Here is a 19141-nt window from a genome sequence, read left to right as displayed (position 1 = left end):
TGGGGGCACAGGCTGACCTGGTTGGTCTCGTCGGTGGGGCCCCCGTCGGCCCAGGCGTGCAGGTGGTGGACCTCGACGAAGCGTGTCGCCGTGCACCCGGGGAAGCGGCAGCCGCGGTCGCGGTCCTCGATCAGGCGTCGCGTGCGGTCGGGCAGGATCCGCATGCTGCGCCCGACCGAGACGGGGCGGCCGTCGGTCTCCCACACGGGCTGGACGACCCCGTCGCTGAGGAACCGCCCGAGCAGCCGCAACGGGATGGCGTGGCCGCCGCCCACCCAGGCGCCGTCGGTCGACAGGTGCAGGTAGACCCGGTAGTGCGACGCCCGGCTGGTGGAGGCGACCGACGCGAGGGACCGGTTGGCCAGCTCCTCCAGCGCGTCCGCATACGTCGGCAGCCCCGCCCCACCGGCACCAGCCCCACCGGTCCCGGCCCTCGGGTCCGGCTCGCCTGCGCCCGCCCCGGGCTCGCCATCGTCGTCGGAGCCCGATCCCCGGGCCCGGGTGAACAGGGCGTCCTTGGCCTCCTTGATCGCCTGCTCGACGAGCGCCCCCACCGTGGCCGGGGCGGAGTAGCGCAGCTGGAACCGGCCGTCGGCGTCGTAGTGCATGGAGAGCTGCGGCTTCGCGCACGCGCGGCGTTCGGTCTCCGGCTGCCCGGCCAGGGAGTCCCGCACGACCGTCAGCGGCCCCTCGGTCGGTGGGTCCTCGCCCACCGGCGGCATCCCACCGGGCTGGTCGAACGCGTGCCGCGCGCACATCCGGCGCAGCTGCGGCACCGTCGCGTGCCGGGCCAAGTGCGTCATCGAGGCCTGGTGGGTGACCGGCACCCGGCGCGCCACGACCGCGACCTGGTCGAGCGACAGCTCGACCAGGTCTAGGGCGGCGGCGGCCTCGGGCAGCTCCTTCGTGCGCCGGGCCACCCGCACGACGTCGGCCGCGGGCTCGGGGGACAGTCCCGCCCGGACCACCAGGTAGTGCTCCGGGGAGCGGAAGCCCCCATCGCCCCAGTGCCGGTCCTCGACCAGCTCGCGGGCCACCTCGACCAGCTCGGCCTGCGCCCGGTTGAGCCGCCCCGCCACCTGCGCCGTGCGCGCCCACAGCTCCCGCTGCCGGGAGTCCCGGGCCTGTGCGAGCGGGGTGGGTGACATGCTCACATCGTACACCTGTTCGAACGCGAACGCCATGGTTGTCCACATCGATTCCGTTGCTGCGCAGTCGAATTCGGGACGCGATGATGGCTCCGGCCTGCCCGGGCAGGCCGAGGCGGTGAACGGAGCTCTCAGCGGGCGACGAGGTAGCCGTCGGCGTCGAGGGCGACCGGCACGGGGTCGATGATCTCGAAGGCGTCGATGCCCAGCGGTTCGAGGTTGCGGAAGCCGATGAGCACCCACGACCCGTCGCGCTGCTGCACCAGCGGGGCCGCGAACAGGTGCGGCTCGGCCTCGAACGGTCGGGCCGCGTCCACGTCCCACGGCCCGAGCGGCCCGGGGCCGGGCACCGACCACGTGCAGTACTCCCCGGTGCGGGCAACGCGCTCCGGCGTCATCTCCTGCGGGTGGCAGGTGAACACGAGCACCCAGCGGCCGTCGACCTGCTTGTCCTGCAGCACCTCGAGCTGGCCGAAGCCGGTGCCCGGTCGGCTCAGCGGCGGCCCGAGGGTCCACCGCTCGAGGTCGGGGCTGGTCGCGTGGGCGACCACCCCGTCGTCGTTCCTGCCCGCCTCGACGGCCCGGGCGGAGACGAGCATGTGCCAGCCGTCGCCGTCCGGGTCGGGCAGGACGAGCGGGTCGCGCCAGGTCTCGCTCGACCCTTCGAGGTCGGGGCCCTGGGTCGGGGCCGGGGTGTTGGCGAGGTTCTTGTACCAGCGGCCGTCGACGCGCACGGCCGGCTGGTCCGAGACCCGGGTCCAGTGGTGCAGGTCGTCGGACACCGCGGACCCCACACGCTGGTCGTAGACGTGGTGCCCGGCGGTCGAGATGGCGGTGTAGAACATCCGCCACCGGTCACCGTCCCGCACCACCGACCCGGTCCAGATCGCGAGGTCGTCGAAGCCGGTCTCGGCCGGCCCGAGGCACTCGCCCAGGTAGTCCCACGTCACGAGGTCGCGCGACGTCGCGTGGCCGACCCGGGCCGCGGTGTGGCGCTTGCCCGGGTCACCGAGCGAGCGCGGCGCCTGGAGGAAGAAGAGGTGGTAGCGGTCGCCGTCGTCGGCCACCCAGGAGTCCCAGACCCAGAGGTCGTCGAGCCGCAGCATGCGCACAGTGTGGCGACGCGGGAGTCCCCGCGCTACTGCTCGTCCACCGTGCCGCCGGCGCGCCAGTACCGGCCCTCCCGGCGCTCGAGGAACCCCTCCTCGACGAGGTACCGGCGCAGGGCCGCCACGTCGGGGTGCCGGGGTCGCAGGAGGTTGTTCACCTCGGTCTCGTCGTACGTCTCGCCCGGCGTGAAGTCCTGGGCGAGGAGGTCCAGCACGACGATCCGCTTGCGGATCCTCGTCGGGATCGAGCGCAGCGAGCCGTCGGGCTCGACGAACGCCCGGAGCACGGAGTCCCGGTCACGCAGCGCGTCCTCGAGCGTCGGTCGGTCCATGACCTCGACGTTAACCGGACGCCGACGGTCGCGACCACGGGTTATCGCCTGCCACGAACCACCCTTGTGACGGATCCCGGCCGCTCGCGCCGGGCGTAGCGTCCGGAGCCTGCAGGGACCCAGCGAGGAGGAGAAGGTCATGGCCCAGTTCATGGACGTCCACACGAGCATGCAGGGAGTCACGCCGGAGGCGCTGCTCGAGGCGCATCGTGCCGACCTCGCCATCCAGGGCGAGGAGGGCGTCGACTTCCAGCACGCGTGGGGTGACCCGAAGACCGGACACGTCTTCTGCCTTTCCGAGGGCCCCGACGCCGAGGCGATCCAGCGGATCCACGAGCGCGCCGGGCACCCGTACGACGAGATCCACGAGATCACCGTCACCGCCTGAGGGTTCGGCCACCCGCCTGCGTCCGAGTGGCGGGTGGCCCCCTGCCCTTCTCCGGCCTCGATCTACCATGGAAGAACGCCCGCAGGAGCGGGAACGACATGGAGAACAGGTGGCGGGGAAACGCACATGAGCAGCAAGTCCGTCCAGCAGCTCGACCGGGTGGTGATCCGGTTCGCCGGGGACTCGGGTGACGGCATGCAGCTGACGGGGGACCGGTTCACGAGCGAGACCGCGGCCCTCGGCAACGACCTGTCGACCCTCCCCAACTTCCCGGCGGAGATCCGCGCGCCCCAGGGCACGCTGCCCGGCGTCTCGAGCTTCCAGCTGCACTTCGCCGACCACGACGTGCTGACCCCGGGCGACGCCCCCGACGTGCTCGTCGCGATGAACCCGGCCGCCCTCAAGGCGAACCTGCGGGACCTGCCCCGCGGCGCGACGATCATCGCCAACACCGACGAGTTCAGCAAGCGCAACCTGGGCAAGGTCGGCTACGCCACCAACCCGCTCGAGGACGGCAGCCTGGAGTCGTGGCACGTCCACCCGGTGGCGCTCACGAGCATCACGGTCGAGGCGCTGGCTGAGTTCGACGGCCTGTCCCGCAAGGACAAGGAGCGCGCGAAGAACATGTTCGCGCTCGGCCTGCTGTCGTGGATGTACCACCGGCCCACCAGCGGGACCGAGGCGTTCCTGGAGAAGAAGTTCGGCAGCAAGCCGGAGATCCTCGCCGCCAACCTCGCGGCGCTCAAGGCGGGTCTCAACTACGGCGAGACGACCGAGGACTTCGCCGTCTCGTACGAGATCGCCCCGGCGAAGATGCAGCCGGGCACCTACCGCAACATCACCGGCAACCTCGCGCTCGCGCTCGGGCTCACCACGGCGGCGCACCGGGCCGGCATACCGCTCGTGCTCGGCTCGTACCCCATCACGCCGGCCTCCGACATCCTGCACACCCTCAGCGGCCTCAAGCGGTACGGCGTCACGACGATGCAGTGCGAGGACGAGATCGCCGGCATCGGCGCGGCGCTGGGCGCGAGCTTCGGCGGGGCCATCGGCGTCACGACGACCTCGGGCCCCGGGGTCGCGCTCAAGTCCGAGACCATCGGGCTCGGCGTCAGCCTCGAGCTGCCGCTCGTCATCGTCGACGTGCAGCGCGGCGGTCCCTCGACCGGCCTGCCCACCAAGACCGAGCAGTCCGACCTGCTGCAGGCGATGTTCGGTCGCAACGGCGAGTCGCCCGTGCCGATCGTCGCGCCCCAGTCGCCGGCCGACTGCTTCCCCGCCGCCCTCGAGGCGGTCCGCATCGCGACGACCTACCGCACGCCGGTGTTCGTGCTCTCCGACGGCTACCTCGCCAACGGCTCCGAGCCGTGGGCCGTCCCGCAGGTCGAGGACCTCCCCGACCTGACGGTGCAGTTCGCGACCGAGCCCAACGGCACCTCCGCGGACGGCACCCCGGTCTTCCACCCGTACCTGCGCGACGAGACGACCCTGGCCCGGCCCTGGGCCGTCCCCGGCACGCCGGGCCTCGAGCACCGCGTCGGCGGCATCGAGAAGGCCGACGTCACCGGCAACATCTCCTACGACCCCGACAACCACGACCTCATGACCCGGCTGCGCGCCGCCAAGGTCGACCGGATCGCCGACTCCATCGGCGACCTCGAGGTCGACGACCCCAGCGGGGAGGCCCGGGTGCTGGTCCTCGGGTGGGGCTCCACCTACGGCCCGATCGCCGCCGCCGTCCGCAGCGTGCGCAACACCGGCGCCAAGGTCGCCCGCGCGCACCTGCGCCACCTCAACCCGTTCCCCCGCAACACCGGAGAGGTGCTGCGCCGCTACGACCGCGTGCTCGTGCCCGAGATGAACATGGGCCAGCTCGCGATGCTGCTGCGCGCGAAGTACCTCGTCGACGTCCACTCGTTCACCCAGGTGCGCGGGCTGCCGTTCACGACCGTCGAGCTCGCCGACGCGGTCGTGTCGCTGCTCGCCGAGGCCGGCTCCGCCAGCACCGACAGCACGCAGGAGGTCAGCGCGTGAACACCACCGACCTGGGTATGCCGGGCAGCACCCCTCCCAGCGGCACCGCCGGCGTGCCGCAGCTGCCCGACGACGCGGCCCGCCAGACCAAGAAGGAGTTCACCTCCGACCAGGAGGTGCGCTGGTGCCCCGGCTGCGGTGACTACGCGATCCTCGCCGCGGTGCAGGGCTTCCTGCCCGACCTCGGGCTCAAGCGCGAGAACATCGTCTTCGTCTCCGGCATCGGCTGCTCCTCGCGGTTCCCGTACTACCTCGACACCTACGGCATGCACTCGATCCACGGCCGTGCGCCGGCCATCGCGACCGGCCTGGCCACGAGCCGCGGCGACCTGTCGGTGTGGGTCGTCACCGGCGACGGCGACGCGCTGTCGATCGGCGGCAACCACCTCATCCACGCGCTGCGCCGCAACGTGAACCTCACGATCCTGTTGTTCAACAACCAGATCTACGGCCTCACCAAGGGCCAGTACTCGCCCACGTCCGAGGTCGGCAAGATCACCAAGTCGACCCCGATGGGCTCGGTCGACCACCCGTTCAACCCGGTCTCGCTGGCGTTGGGCGCCGAGGCGACCTTCGTCGCGCGCACCATGGACTCCGACCGCAAGCACCTCACCGAGGTCCTGCGCCGGGCCGCCGAGCACCGCGGGACCTCGCTCGTCGAGATCTACCAGAACTGCCCGATCTTCAACGACGGCGCGTTCGACCTGATCAAGGACCGCAGCGAGCAGGAAGCGCGCATCGTCCACCTCGCCGACGGCGAGCCGGTGCGGGTCGGCCCCGAGGGCGACCGCCAGGTGCTCGTGCGCACCGCCGGCGGCGGGATGGAGTTCGTCCCCGAGGCTGACGCCGAGGGCCGCGAGGTCGTCGTCCACGACACGGCCGCGCCCGACCCGACGCAGGCCTTCGCCCTCTCCCGGCTCGACTCGCCGGAGATGACGCACGTCCCCATGGGCATCTTCCGCGACGTCGACCGCCCGACCTACGACGACCTCGTCCGCGGCCAGGTGGCGGCCGCCGTCGACACGGCCGGCGGCCGGGCCACCGACGCCGACCTCGACGCGCTCATCCGCGGGCGCGACACCTGGACCGTGGCGTGACGCGGACCCCCGGACGCGCCGCGTGAGCGGCGCGGAACCGCAGGGGCGCCGCGTGAGCGGCGCCGACGAGCAGCCGGGCGACGGGAGCAGTGCGGCCGGCCGGCGGAGCGACGCGGACGAGCAGCGGCGCGGCGCGGCATACGGCTTCACCGCGTATGCCGTGTGGGGCCTCTTCCCCCTCTACTTCGCCGCGCTCAAGCCGGCCGGAGCGTGGGAGATCCTGTCCCACCGGATCCTGTGGACCCTGCTGCTGTGCCTCGTCGTCCTCGGGCTGCGGCGTGACCTCGCGTGGCTGCGCAACCTGGCCCGCAGGCCCCGGCTCGCCGGTGGAGTCACCGCCGCCGCGCTGCTGATCGGCGTGAACTGGGTCGTCTACGTCGCGGCGGTCCTGGGCGGCCACACGACCGAGGCCGCCCTCGGCTACTTCCTCAACCCGATCGTGACCGTCGCCCTCGGGGTGCTGGTGCTCCGCGAGCGGCTGCGGCCGCTGCAGTGGGTCGCCGTCGCGATCGGCGCGCTGGCGGGGGTGTACCTGTCCGTTGCCGCCGGGTCGGTGCCCGTCATCGCGCTGACCCTCGCGTTCTCGTTCGGCGGCTACGGCCTGGTCAAGAAGAAGGTGGGCGTCTCGCTCACGGCGATGCAGTCGCTCTCGGCCGAGACGCTGGTCCTGGGGCCGATCGCGGTGGTGATGCTCGCCGTGCTCACCGTGCGCGGTGACACGACGTTCACGACCGACGGCGCGTGGCACACGACGCTGCTCGTCCTGGCCGGCGTCGCCACTGCCACGCCGCTCCTGCTCTTCGCCGCGGCGGCCCGTCGCGTGCCGCTGGTCACGATCGGCCTCCTGCAGTTCATCACCCCGGTGCTGCAGCTGCTGTGCGGCGTGCTGCTGCTCGACGAGCACATGTCCGCCGCGCGCTGGACCGGCTTCGCCATCGTCTGGCTGGCCCTCGTGGTGCTCACCGTCGACACCCTGCGGCACCGCACCGGCCTCGCCCGGGCGCGTGCGGCCGCGCTCGCCGACGCCACCCCCTGAGCGGCACCCCTGAGCGCTCAGTCGCCGAGGACGCGGCGCAGGTAGTCGTTGGCGAACGCGCGTCCGGGGTCGAGGCGGTCGCGCACGGCGCGGAAGTCGTCGAAGCGCGGGTAGAGCCCGCGCAGCCGCTCGGCGTCGAGGGTGTGCAGCTTGCCCCAGTGCGGGCGGCCCTCGTGCTCGGCGACGATCTCCTCGAACGCCGCGAACGCTCCCGCGTCGTCCATCCGGTGGTACTGGTGCATGGCGACGTACGCGTTCTCGCGCTCGTACCCGGTCGACAGCCAGACGTCGTCGGGCCCGGTGAACCGCAGCTCCAGGGGGAACGTGAGCGGCGGCCGGTGCCGCTCGAGCCAGCCCCGGACCGCCAGCACGACGTCGCGGGCGTGGGCCCTCGGCACTGCATACTCGCTCTCGCGGAAGCGCACCGCACGCTCGGCGACGAAGACGCGCCACGAGTCGTCGGTGTACTCGCGCGCGCCGAGGAGCCGGGCGCTGACCGTGTTGAGGGGCGGGACGATCCGGGGGAAGCGGGTCGCGGCCCGGTTGGTCACCTCGTAGAGCCGGTTGGAGAGGAAGTCGTCGTCGAGCCAGGCCCGCCACGCGGGCAGCGGGTCACCGGGGGCGTCCTGACCGACCCGGTCGTTGTGCTTGACCAGGACCCGGTCGGTGAGCGGGAACCAGTGCATGTCCACGTGGTCGTGGGCGGCGAGGTCGTCGTCGAGGCGGTCGAGGACGTCGTGCAGGTCGGCGCCGAACTCTCGGGCGTGCAGGCGGAACGCCGGGACGCACTGCAGCTCGACCTCGGTGACCACCCCGAGCGCGCCGAGCCCGACCCGGGCGGCCTGGAAGACCTCGGGCTCGACGTCGGGCGAACAGGTGAGCACCGACCCGTCGGCGAGCACGAGCGTCAGGCCCCGCACCGCCGACGCGATCCCCTGGAACCGCAGGCCGGTGCCGTGGGTGCCGGTGGAGATGGCCCCGCTGATCGTCTGGCGGTCGATGTCGCCCAGGTTGGGCAGTGCCAGCCCGAGGGCCTGCAGGGCCGGGTTGAGCTCGTGCAGCGGCGTGCCCCCGAGGACCCGGACCCGACCGGTCGCCACGTCGGCGCGCAGGACGCCCGACAGCCCGTCCAGCCGCAGCTGCACCCCGCCGGTGGCCGCGACGGCGGTGAACGAGTGGCCGCTGCCGACCGGCTTCACGGTCAGGCCGCGCTCCCCCGCGGCGCGGACCACGGCGGCCACCTCCTCGGTGCTGCCGGGGGCCGTCACCTCGGCCGGGTGGCAGGTCTGGTTGCCGCCCCAGTTGGTCCAGCCGCGCGAGGCGGCCGTCGTCCGGGTGGTCACCCGAAGTTCCTCCCCTCGCCCCGGTAGGTGGGCACGCTGTCGACGAGCTCCTCACCCCGGACGAGGTGCAGGGTGTCGAACCGTTCGCACATCTCCCCCGCCTTGGCGTACCGGAACCAGACGCGGTCGCCGACCCGCAGGTGGCGGGTCCCCCTGCCCTGCAAGGGGGTCTGCACCTCGCCGACCCCTTCACGGCGGACCAGCCCGACACCGGGGCGGCCGTAGGGACGCGGGAGGCGCGACCGGCTCGCCGGGCCGGACGCGACGTACCCGCCGCCGAAGGCCGTGGCGAACCCGGCCCCGGGCCGCCGCACCACCGACAGCGCGTACGCCGCAGCGGGTCGCGGTGAGAAGTCGTCGTACCCGTCGAACAACGTCGGCCCGTACAGCCCCGACCCGGCGGCGAGCTCGGTGACGACCGGGTCCCGGCCGGTGACGTGCAGCGAGCCGGTACCGCCGCCGTTGACGAACTCGAGGTCGGCCACCTCACGCAGCGCTGCCACGACCGCCCCGCGTCGCTCGAGCAGGTCGGCCGCCGACCGTCGCTTCACGGCTCGCACGGCCGGCGAGGAGTCCGGGAGACCTGCGATCTGCGCGTCGTAGAACATCGCCCCGACGACCTGCAGGCCCGCGGCCCGGGCGGAGCGGGCCACCGCCACGGCGTCGGCCGGCGTCCGCACGGGCGACCGACGGACGCCCAGGTGGACCGGCCCGAGCCGCAGCGAGGAGTCGACGTCCACCGCGACCCGCAGGGGGTGCGGGCGGTCCAGCGCGGCCAGCAGCCGGACGTGCTCGGCGCTGTCGACGGTCAGGGTCACCCGGGCAGCGAGGTGCTCGTCGGCCGCCACCGCCGCGATCGCCGCCCGGTCGGTGCTCGGGTAGGCGACGAACACGTCCTCGACCCCCTCGGCGACCAGCCACGCCGCCTCGGCCACGGCATACGACATCACCCCGCGGAAGCCGTCCCTCGCCAGCCCCCGCGCCAGGAGGCTGCGGCAGCGCACGGACTTCGAGGCGACCCGCACCGGCACGCCGTTCGCGCGCCGCAGCAGGTCCGCCGCGTTGGCGTCGAAGGCGTCGAGGTCGACCACCGCGAACGGTGGCTGCAGGTCGGCGGTGGCGGCGTCCCAGCGTGCGACGTCGTGGTCGGCGGTCACAGCCGTGACGATACCCACGCCCGGCGCCGGGCACCCCCCGCCCCGCGCAAAACGGCAGCTGCTCGACGACCCCCGCCTTCCCACTTGTTGCCAGCAGATCGTCACCGGTCCCCCGTTCCGGCGCCGGCGTGACCACCTGCTGGCAACAAGTGGGGTGTGCGGTTCAGCCGACGCGGGTGACGACGCTGGTCGCCAGCGCGTGCAGGGCGTCCTTGGCGGCGCCCTCCGGCAGCGGCGCGAGCACCTCCTGGGCCCGGCGGGCGACGGCCGCGGTGTGCTCGCGCGCCCGGTCCATGGCGGCGTTGACGCGCAGGAGGTCCAGCGCCTCGGCGAGGGAGTCCTCGTCGTCGCGCAGGTCCCGCTCGAGCAGCTGCTGCAGGCGGCCGTCGGACGGGTCGTCGGAGGCCAGGGCGTAGAGCACCGGCAGGGTCCGCTTGCCCTCGCGAAGGTCCGTGCCGGGCCGCTTGCCCAGCTCGGCCTCGTCGGACGAGACGTCGATGAGGTCGTCGGCGAGCTGGAACGCCATGCCGATCCGCTCGCCGTACTCGCGCATCACCTCGACGGTGGCAGCGTCGCACCCGGAGAACATGGCGCCGTACCGCGCCGCCGTCGCGATGAGCACGCCGGTCTTGTCGGCGAGCACGCCGAGGTAGTACTCGACCGGGTCGGTGCCCTCCGGCGCCCGGCGGGTGTCGCGGATCTGACCGGCGCACAGCCGCACGAAGGTCTCGGCCTGGATCTTGACGGCCTCCGCCCCCAGGTCGGCGATGATCGACGACGCGGTGCCGAAGAGCAGGTCGCCGACGAGGATCGCGGTCGAGTTGCCGTACCGGGCGTTGGCGCTGGGGGCGCCGCGGCGCACGTCGGCCTCGTCCATGACGTCGTCGTGGCACAGCGACGCCACGTGGGTGAGCTCGACACCGGCTGCCGCCGCGACGACGTCCTCGTTCGTGCCCGAGCCCAGCTGCGCCGCGAGCAGCGTGAGCAGCGGCCGGAACCGCTTGCCGCCGGCCTCGATGAGGTGGACGTTCGCGCCGGCGATGAACGGGTCGTCGTGGTCGACCTCGCGCCGCAGCAGGGCGTCGACCTGGTCGAGCCCCTGCTGGAGGGTGTCGGCGAGGTCGTCCGGGACCGACGGCAGCGACAGCCCGGGCACGGCGCCACCCGTCCCCGCCGGCGCGATCGCCTCGCCGGACCGGGTCACGTCACCGGACCGGGTCACTTCAGCAGACCGGGTCACTTCACCAGGAACTGCGAGGACCGGTCGGCCAGGTCGAGCACCTGCGTCGGGAGGATGCCGAGCGCCAGGGTGACGAGCGTGCCGATGGTGATCGCGACGGTGAGGAACGGCGAGGCGGTCTCCGCGACGACGGCCTCGCCGGCCGGCGGCTCGGTGAAGTACATCAGGACGATGAGCCGGACGTAGACGAACGCGGTCACGACGGAGGCGATGACACCGATGACGACCAGCGCCACTCCCGACGTCCCGCCGAAGGCGACGGCCGGCGCGAACGCGGCGTACTTGGCGGCGAAGCCGGACGTGAGCGGGATCCCCGCGAACGCGAGCAGCAGGAAGGCGAAGACGCCGGCGACGACCGGGTGGCGACGGCCCAGGCCGGCCCACTGCGACAGGTGCGAGGCCTCGGACCCGCCCTGGCGGACCATGGAGACGACGGCGAAGCCGGCGATCGTCATGAAGCCGTAGGCGACCAGGTAGAACATGGTGCCGCTCACGCCCGTCCTGTCGAAGGACAGGACCGCCACGAGGATGAAGCCGGCGTGCGCGATCGAGGAGTAGGCGAGCAGCCGCTTGACGTCGGTCTGGGTGACCGACAGGACCGCACCGACCACCATCGTGAGGGCCGCGACGGCGATGACTCCGGCGCGCCAGTCCCAGCGGTTGCCCTCGGCGGCGACGTAGGCGAAGCGCAGGATGGCGCCGAACGCGGCGACCTTGGTGCACGCGGCCATGAAGCCGGTCACGGGGGTGGGCGCACCCTGGTAGACGTCCGGGGTCCAGGAGTGGAAGGGCACCGCGCCGACCTTGAACAGCAGGCCGACCAGCACGAGCAGGACGCCCGGCAGGAGCAGCCCCTCGAACTGGCCGTTGGCGGCCGTGACCGCGGCGGCGATGTCGCTGAGGTACAGCGACCCGGCATACCCGTAGAGCAGGGCCGCCCCGAAGAGGAAGAACGCCGAGCTGAACGCGCCGAGCAGGAAGTACTTGAGCGCGGCCTCCTGGGAGAGCAGCCGGCGACGGCGGGCCAGGCCGCTCATGAGGTACAGCGGCAGCGACAGGACCTCGAGGGCGATGAACATCGTCAGCAGGTCGCCCGCGGCGGGGAACAGCATCATGCCGACGACGGCGAACAGGGTCAGCGGGAAGACCTCGCTGGTCGCCAGGCCCGCGCGCAGGGCCGCGGCCTCGTGCGCCGACCCGGGGATCGCGGCACCCATCGGGGTGAAGGCGTCGGCCCCCTGGCCGCCGAACTTCTCCGCCATGGTCAGCACCCCGAGGGCGGCCATGGCCAGGATGGCGCCCTGCAGGAAGAGCGCGGGCCCGTCGATGATGACGGCCCGGGCCAGCGTGGCCCCCTGGTGGGCGCTCTGCACCGAGACGGTGACGAGCACGACGAACGCGGCGACGAGGGTGACGAGCGCGAGGGTCACCTGGGCCGTGTGCCGGACGCGGCGCGGGGCGAACGCCTCGAGCAGCACTCCCACGAGGGCACCGGCGACGACGACGAGCATCGGCGCGACCGCGCCGTAGTCGATGTCGGCGGCCTTGAAGGCGGCGGGCACGGCGGCAGGCAGTGCCGTCGCGGCGAGGACCGTCAGGGCGGGCATTACTTCGTGCTCCCGTCAGCAGCGGAGGAGGGTGCCGGGTCCGAGACGCCCACGTGGTGCAGCGTCGTCTTCACGGCCGGGTTGAGCAGGTCGAGCGCGGGCTTGGGGTAGAACCCCAGGACGATGAGGACCGCGAGGATCGGCGCGACGACGACCTTCTCGCGCAGCGTGATGTCGCGCACGAGGGAGCCCTCGAGCACCGGCTTGGGGCCGGTCATCATCCGCTTGTACATGAGCAGGATGTAGAGCGCGGCCAGCACGATGCCCGAGGTGGCGACGACGGCCGCGAACGGGTACCGCTGGAACGTGCCCACCAGCACCATGATCTCGGAGACGAACGGGCTCAGGCCGGGCAGCGCCAGGCCGGCGAGACCGGACACGAGGAAGACGCCGGCCAGGCCGGGCGTGACCCGCTGCCAGCCGCCGAAGTCCGGGATCCGCTTGCTGCCGCGCCGGGCCACCAGCATCGCCGCGACGAGGAACAGCGCGGCCGTGGTGAACCCGTGGTTGAGCATGTAGAGGGTCGAGCCGGCGCCGCCGGTCGTCGTGAGGGCGAAGATGCCGAGCACGATGAAGCCGAAGTGGCTCACCGAGGTGTAGGCGATCAGGCGCATGAGATCGGTCTGCCCGATGGCGAGCAGCGCGCCGTAGAGCACCGAGATCACGGCCAGCACCAGCACCACGGGGGTCGCCCACTTGGACGCCTCGGGGAACAGCTGGAGGCAGAACCGGATCATCCCGTAGGTGCCGACCTTGTCGAGCACGCCGACGAGCAGCACGGCCGTCGAGGGCTTGGCCTCCGTGGCGGCGTCGGGCAGCCAGGTGTGGACCGGCCACATGGGGGCCTTGACCGCGAAGGCGAAGAAGAAGGCGACGAACATCCAGCGACCGGCGCCCTGCGGCAGGTCCAGCCCGGTGAGCTTGCTGACGAGGAAGCCGTCCGAGCCGCCGGGGCCGTAGTGGTACAGCGCGATGACGCCGACCAGCATGACCAGCCCACCGGCCAGCGAGAAGAGCAGGAACTTGACCGCGGCGTACTGCCGGCGCGGACCGCCGAAGGACCCGATGAGGAAGTACACCGGGATGAGCATGGCCTCGAAGAAGACGTAGAAGAGGAAGACGTCGGTCGCGGCGAACACGCCCACCATGAAGGTGGCCAGCGAGAGCATCAGCGCGAAGTAGTTCTTCTCCCGCGCACCGCCCTCGGGCACGTCGTGCCACGAGGCGAGGATGCAGACCGGCAGCAGGACGAGCGCCATGAGGATCATGACCAGCGCGAGGCCGTCGACCCCGAGCGCGTAGGAGACGCCGAACTGCGGGATCCACTCGTGCCGCTCGGACAGCTGGAACTGCTGGGTGGAGCCGGTGTCGAACTGCAGCGCCGCCGCGACGCCCAGCAGCAGCGTCACGAGTGAGAAGCCCAGGGCCACCCGCTTGGCCTGGTCGGCCACGGAGGCCGGCAGCGCCGCCACGACGACCGCACCGACGAGCGGGACGAGCCCGATCACGGTCAGCCAGGGGAAGTTGGACATCAGTTGATCACCCACACAGCACCGAGGAGGACGACGACGCCGGCGAGCATCGTCAGGGCATAGGACCGCGCGAAACCGTTCTGGAGACGGCGCAGGCGGCTCGACGTCCCGCCGACGAGGGCGGCCAGGCCCCCGACCCCGCCGTCGACACCGCGGTTGTCGGCGAAGACGAGCGCGCGGGTCAGGTGGACGCCGGGGCGCATGAACACGCCCTCGTTGACGTCGTCCTGGTAGAGGTCACGCCGGGCGGCCCGGGTGAGCAACGACCCGGTCGGCTGCACCTGCGGCACCTCGTCGCGCCAGTAGCGCATCCACGCCAGGGCGATGCCGCCGGCGACGAGCAGCAGGGTCAGGGTCATGAGCACCGGCACGGAGAGCACAGCGTGCTCGTTCTCGTCGTGGGCGCCCACCACCGGCTCGAGCCAGTGCGTGAAGGTGTTGCCGAGCGCCAGCACCAGGCCGAGCAGCGCGGACCCGACGGCCAGCACCATCATCGGCACGGTCATCGTCAGCGGCGACTCGTGCGGGTGCACGTCGTCGGTCCAGCGCTTCTTGCCGTGGAAGGTCATGAAGAACAGGCGCGACATGTAGAACGCGGTGATGCCGGCGCCGATGAGGGCGGCACCGCCGAAGACCCAGGGCCGCCAGCCCTCGCCGACGAAGGCCGCCTCGATGATCTTGTCCTTGGACCAGAAGCCGGAGAACGGCGGGACACCGAGGATCGCCAGCCAGCCGAGACCGAAGGTGATCCAGGTGATCTTCATGGCGCCGGACAGGTTGCCGAACCGGCGCATGTCGACCTGGTCGTTCATGCCGTGCATCACCGAGCCGGCCCCGAGGAACATCCCGGCCTTGAAGAAGCCGTGCGTGAGCAGGTGGAAGATCGCGAAGGCGTACCCGACCGGGCCGAGGCCGGCGGCGAGCATCATGTAGCCGATCTGGCTCATGGTCGAGGCGGCCAGCGCCTTCTTGATGTCGTCCTTGGCACAGCCCACGACCGCACCGAAGAGCAGCGTGATCGCACCGACGATGACGACGACGAGCTGGGCGGTGGGCGCGTGGTCGAAGATGAAGCTGCTGCGCACCACGAGGTAGACGCCGGCGGTGACCATGGTCGCCGCGTGGATGAGCGCGGACACCGGTGTCGGGCCGGCCATGGCGTCCCCCAGCCAGGACTGCAGGGGGAACTGCGCGGACTTGCCGCAGGCGCCCAGGAGGAGCATCAGCCCGATGGCGGTGAGCAGGCCCTCGCTGGCCCCGCCCCCCGCGGCCTGCTGGACGCCGGCGAAGGTCACGGTGCCGAACGCGGCGAACATGATCATGATCGCGACCGAGAGGCCGAAGTCACCGACGCGGTTGACCACGAACGCCTTGTTGGCTGCCGACGCGTACGACGGGTTGTGGTTCCAGAACCCGATGAGCAGGTAGGACGCGAGGCCGACGCCCTCCCAGCCGACGTAGAGCAGCAGGTAGGAGTCGGACAGGACGAGCAGTAGCATCGCCGCGACGAACAGGTTCAGGTAGGCGAAGAACCGGCGCTTGTCCGGGTCGTGCTCCATGTACCCGAGCGAGTACACGTGGATGAGCGAGCCGACGAACGTGATGAGCAGGACGAAGACCACGGACAGCTGGTCGACCAGCATCCCGGCGTCGAGGTTGAAGGAGCCGGCCGGCACCCAGCTGAACAGGTGCAGGTGCTGCGCGCGGCCCTCCCCACTGCGGCCGAGCATGGCGATCCACACGAGCAGCCCGACGACGAAGGCCGCCCAGGACATGGCCACCGCGAAGAGCGGGCCCCACCGGTCGGTGGCGCGGCCGCCGAGCAGCAGGACCGCGGCGCCGAGCAGCGGCAGCGCGACGAGCAGCCAGGCGTATGCCGTGACGCCGGTGGCCGCGGAGGCGGCCCCTCCGGCGGTGGCGAGGGTTGCGAGGGAAGTCACCGGGTGGCCCCTTCTACAGCTTCAGCAGGTTGGCGTCGTCGACCGAGGCCGACCGGCGGGCACGGAAGATGGCCACGATGATGGCCAGCCCCACGACGACCTCGGCGGCTGCGACCACCATGACGAACAGGGCGATCACCTGCCCGTCGAGGCTGCCGCGCATCCGCGCGAACGTCACGAACACCAGGTTCGTCGCGTTGAGCATGAGCTCGACACCCATGAACACGACGATGGCGTTGCGGCGCATGAGCACCGTGGCGCCGCCGATCGCGAACAGGATGGTCGCGAGGTAGACGTAGTTGACGAGGTTCATCGGGCGTCGCCCTCCTCGATCTCGTGCTCGATGGCGTGCTCGGCGTCGACGTGCCGGGTGGGCACCGTCACCTGCTCGCGGGCGTGCAGCACCCGCGACACCGACAGCTCGCTCGGCGTGCCGTCGGGCAGCAGGGCCGGGGTGTCGACCGCGTTGTGGCGGGCGTAGACACCGGGGGCCGGCAGGCCGGCCACGTTGCGGTTCTCCCGGACCCGGCGCTCGGCCAGCAGGCGCTGGGTCGGCTTGGTGCCGATCCGCTCACGGTGGGCCAGCACCATCGCGCCGAGCGCGGCGGTGATGAGCAGGGCCGAGGTGACCTCGAACGCCCAGACGTACTGGCCGAAGATCAGCTCGGCCACGCCGGACACGTTGCCCTTGGCGGCGTTGACCTCGGCCAGGCCCTTCATCGGGCCGAACCGCACCCGGCCGACCGCGGTGAACAGCAGGACGGCGAGGCCGAGGGTGAGCAGCAGCGAGGCGACCTTCTGGCCCTTGAGCGTCTCGACGAGGGAGTCGGAGGAGTCGACGCCGACGAGCATGAGCACGAAGAGGAAGAGCATCATCACGGCGCCGGTGTAGACGAAGATCTGGATGATGCCGAGGAAGTCGGCCTCCTGGGCGATGTAGAAGATGCCCAGGTTGATCATCACGAGCGCCACGGCGATGGCTGCGTGGACGGCCTTCTTGGCGAAGAGCAGACCCAGCGCCGCGAGGACGCTGATGGGGCCGAGGATCCAGAACAGGATCTGCTCGCCCAGGCCGGTCATCGGTGCACCGCCTCGGTGGTCGGGCGGGTCGCCTGCCGGCCGTCGGCGACGACGTCGACGCCCTCGACCGGGTCACCGCTGGGGGCCAGGCCGTCCTGCGGCTCGGCGTGGTGAGCCTTCACCCACTCCTCCTGCTCGTCGGTCGCTCGGGCGACCTTGCCCTGGTAGTAGTCGCGCTCCTCGAGCCCGTCCACCATCGGGTGCGGCGGCAGCAGCATGCCCTCCTGGAGCGGCGCGAGCAGCTGCTCCTTGGTGAAGATCAGGTCGCCGCGGTTGTGGTCGGCCAGCTCGTAGAAGTTGGTCATGGTCAGCGCGCGGGTCGGGCAGGCCTCGATGCACAGGCCGCAGAAGATGCAGCGCAGGTAGTTGATCTGGTAGACGCGGCCGTACCGCTCGCCGGGGCTGAACCGGCCGGTCCCGCCCTCGCTGTCGTCGTTGGACGCGCCCTCGACGAGGATCGCGTCCGCGGGGCACGCCCAGGCGCACAGCTCGCAGCCGACGCACTTCTCGAGCCCGTCGGGGTGGCGGTTCAGCTGGTGCCGGCCGTGGAAGCGCGGCTGGGTCGGCCGCTTCTCCTCGGGGTACTCCTCGGTCTCCAGCTTGCGGAACATCGTCGCGAAAGTGACGCCGAAGCCGCCGACGGGCGCGAAGAGGTCCGCGAGGAACCCGCTCTTCTTCTCCTCGGTGGGGCGGTCAGGCATGGATGTCCTCCTCCGTCGCGGCGGATGCTCGGTCGGTCAGGGAGAGCGAGGGCTCGCGCAGCCGCTGGCCGGGCAGCGGCGGCACGGGGTAGCCGCCCGCGAACGGGTCGACCTCCTCCGGCGGGGCCGCGTTGCGGGCCGCGTCGCGCTCGATCTTCTTGTTGTCCCAGACCCAGACGACGAGCAGCGCCGCGAGGGCGACCACGACGACGAACACGATGCTGAAGACGGGGAACCTGCGGTTGCCGAGGGTGAAGGCGGCGTCACCGAAGTAGCCGAGCTGGCTGCCGCGGATGAACGCGACGACGACGACCCAGGCCAGCGTGACGGGGATGAGGAACCGCCAGCCGAAGCGCATGAACTGGTCGTACCGGACCCGGGGCAGCGAGCCGCGCAGCCAGACGAAGAAGAACATGAACAGCCACAGCTTGATGACGAACCAGAGCAGGCCCCACCAGCCGTGGTTGAACATGCCCGAGTTGATGGCGGCGACGCCGGGGGGCGCCTGCCAGCCGCCGAGGAACATCGTCGTGGCCAGCGCCGAGACGGTGAACATGTTGACGTACTCGCCGAGGAAGAACATCGCGAACTTCAGCGAGGAGTACTCGGTGTGGAAGCCGCCGGTGAGCTCGCCCTCGCCCTCGGCGAGGTCGAAGGGCAGGCGGTTCGTCTCGCCCACCATGGTGATGACGTAGACGAAGAAGCTGAAGAACGCCGGGATGATGAACCACAGGTCGGACTGCGCCGCGACGATCTGCGACGTGGACATCGAGCGGCTGTAGAGGAAGACGGCGACGAGCGACAGGCCCATCGCGATCTCGTAGGAGATGACCTGGGCCGTCGAGCGCAGGCCACCGAGCAGCGGGTAGGTCGAGCCGGAGGACCAGCCGGCGAGCACGATGCCGTAGACACCCACACCGGCGACCGCCAGCACGAGCAGCACCGCGACCGGCAGGTCGGTGAGCTGCAGCGGCGTGCGGTGGCCGAACATCGACACGGTCGGCCCGAGCGGGATGATCGCGAACGACACGAACGCCATCGCGCCCGCGATCGCGGGAGCGAGGGCGAAGACGAACTTGTCGGCCTTCTTCGGCGTCAGGTCCTCCTTGAGGGCCAGCTTGATGCCGTCGGCCAGGGTCTGGAGCAGCCCGAAGGGGCCGGTGCGGTTCGGTCCCGGACGCTGCTGCATCCGCCCGATGACCCGGCGCTCGAACCAGATGACGATGAGCGTGTTGACCAGCAGGAAGACGAAGACGAACAGCGCCTTGACCAGGTGCAGCCACCACGGCGTGTCGCTGAAGTCGGCGGTCGGGTTGTCGCCGCCCGGCGCGGCACCGGCGAGCGGCGCCACGAGGTGGGGTACGCCGCCGAGCACCTCGGCGGCGTACGTCACGGTG

At 71.8% G+C, this 19141-nt stretch carries 17 protein-coding genes; 4 read left to right on the top strand and 13 right to left on the bottom strand.

Annotated elements, in window-relative coordinates; all coding sequences use genetic code 11:
- The 3 genes from ACYVDO_RS19195 to ACYVDO_RS19185 all read right to left on the bottom strand — a co-directional run.
- On the bottom strand, positions 1-1148 hold a 1148-nt coding region (locus ACYVDO_RS19195; protein WP_460938910.1), incomplete at its 3' end, for an HNH endonuclease signature motif containing protein.
- Between the two features lie 131 nt (positions 1149-1279).
- Entirely contained in the window at positions 1280-2254 is a 975-nt protein-coding gene (locus ACYVDO_RS19190; protein ID WP_460938908.1) for a glycosyl hydrolase, read from the bottom strand.
- Positions 2255-2286: 32 nt separating this feature from the next.
- On the bottom strand, positions 2287-2589 hold the full coding sequence (locus ACYVDO_RS19185) for a DUF2087 domain-containing protein (protein ID WP_460938906.1): 303 nt from the start codon (positions 2587-2589) through the stop codon (positions 2287-2289).
- A 139-nt stretch (positions 2590-2728) separates the two neighbouring features.
- Here ACYVDO_RS19185 and ACYVDO_RS19180 point away from each other — a divergent pair, with 139 nt between their 5' ends.
- From ACYVDO_RS19180 to rarD, 4 genes are all read left to right on the top strand, one after another.
- On the top strand, positions 2729-2977 hold the full coding sequence (locus ACYVDO_RS19180) for an SCO4226 family nickel-binding protein (RefSeq protein WP_460938904.1): 249 nt from the start codon (positions 2729-2731) through the stop codon (positions 2975-2977).
- 126 nt (positions 2978-3103) lie between these two features.
- Complete coding sequence (locus ACYVDO_RS19175) at positions 3104-5011, top strand: 2-oxoacid:acceptor oxidoreductase subunit alpha (RefSeq protein WP_460938902.1); 1908 nt, start codon at positions 3104-3106, stop codon at positions 5009-5011.
- Positions 5012-5028: 17 nt separating this feature from the next.
- Positions 5029-6108: a 2-oxoacid:ferredoxin oxidoreductase subunit beta gene (locus ACYVDO_RS19170; protein ID WP_460938920.1), complete on the top strand. Its 1080-nt coding sequence runs from the start codon at positions 5029-5031 to the stop codon at positions 6106-6108.
- Between the two features lie 52 nt (positions 6109-6160).
- Positions 6161-7144 (top strand): EamA family transporter RarD, encoded by a 984-nt coding sequence (rarD, locus tag ACYVDO_RS19165; RefSeq protein WP_460938900.1) that lies wholly within the window; start codon positions 6161-6163, stop codon positions 7142-7144.
- A 17-nt stretch (positions 7145-7161) separates the two neighbouring features.
- On the opposite strand, the gene ACYVDO_RS19160 is transcribed toward rarD, so the two are convergent.
- The 10 genes from ACYVDO_RS19160 to nuoH all read right to left on the bottom strand — a co-directional run bounded on the left by ACYVDO_RS19160 (position 7162) and on the right by nuoH (position 19095).
- Positions 7162-8487 (bottom strand): D-arabinono-1,4-lactone oxidase, encoded by a 1326-nt coding sequence (locus ACYVDO_RS19160; RefSeq protein ID WP_460938898.1) that lies wholly within the window; start codon positions 8485-8487, stop codon positions 7162-7164.
- Complete coding sequence (locus ACYVDO_RS19155) at positions 8484-9644, bottom strand: alanine racemase (protein WP_460938896.1); 1161 nt, start codon at positions 9642-9644, stop codon at positions 8484-8486. The genes ACYVDO_RS19160 and ACYVDO_RS19155 overlap by 4 nt, the downstream gene beginning before the upstream one ends.
- 163 nt (positions 9645-9807) lie before the next feature.
- Positions 9808-10800: a polyprenyl synthetase family protein gene (locus ACYVDO_RS19150; RefSeq protein ID WP_460938918.1), complete on the bottom strand. Its 993-nt coding sequence runs from the start codon at positions 10798-10800 to the stop codon at positions 9808-9810.
- Positions 10801-10880: 80 nt separating this feature from the next.
- Complete coding sequence (nuoN, locus tag ACYVDO_RS19145) at positions 10881-12491, bottom strand: NADH-quinone oxidoreductase subunit NuoN (protein WP_460938894.1); 1611 nt, start codon at positions 12489-12491, stop codon at positions 10881-10883.
- Positions 12491-14023 (bottom strand): NADH-quinone oxidoreductase subunit M, encoded by a 1533-nt coding sequence (locus ACYVDO_RS19140; RefSeq protein ID WP_460938892.1) that lies wholly within the window; start codon positions 14021-14023, stop codon positions 12491-12493. The genes nuoN and ACYVDO_RS19140 overlap by 1 nt, the downstream gene beginning before the upstream one ends.
- Positions 14023-15963 carry an NADH-quinone oxidoreductase subunit L gene (gene nuoL, locus ACYVDO_RS19135; protein ID WP_460938890.1) on the bottom strand — a complete coding sequence of 647 codons (1941 nt, stop codon included), beginning with the start codon at positions 15961-15963 and terminating at the stop codon, positions 14023-14025. The genes ACYVDO_RS19140 and nuoL overlap by 1 nt, the downstream gene beginning before the upstream one ends.
- Before the next feature lie 13 nt (positions 15964-15976).
- Positions 15977-16276 carry an NADH-quinone oxidoreductase subunit NuoK gene (gene nuoK, locus ACYVDO_RS19130; RefSeq protein WP_460938888.1) on the bottom strand — a complete coding sequence of 100 codons (300 nt, stop codon included), beginning with the start codon at positions 16274-16276 and terminating at the stop codon, positions 15977-15979.
- A complete protein-coding gene (locus ACYVDO_RS19125) occupies positions 16273-17043 on the bottom strand; it encodes an NADH-quinone oxidoreductase subunit J (protein WP_460938886.1) in 771 nt (256 codons plus the stop codon). The genes nuoK and ACYVDO_RS19125 overlap by 4 nt, the downstream gene beginning before the upstream one ends.
- A complete protein-coding gene (nuoI, locus tag ACYVDO_RS19120) occupies positions 17040-17744 on the bottom strand; it encodes an NADH-quinone oxidoreductase subunit NuoI (RefSeq protein ID WP_460938884.1) in 705 nt (234 codons plus the stop codon). The genes ACYVDO_RS19125 and nuoI overlap by 4 nt, the downstream gene beginning before the upstream one ends.
- The gene (nuoH, locus tag ACYVDO_RS19115) at positions 17737-19095 is read right to left on the bottom strand and encodes an NADH-quinone oxidoreductase subunit NuoH (RefSeq protein WP_460938916.1); all 1359 of its coding nucleotides are present in this window, start codon (positions 19093-19095) and stop codon (positions 17737-17739) included. The genes nuoI and nuoH overlap by 8 nt, the downstream gene beginning before the upstream one ends.
- Positions 19096-19141: the final 46 nt, after the last annotated feature.

This window comes from Phycicoccus ginsengisoli (assembly GCF_054779295.1).
Note: the sequence above shows the minus strand (reverse complement) of the source record. Positions and strands in the feature narration are given on the sequence as shown.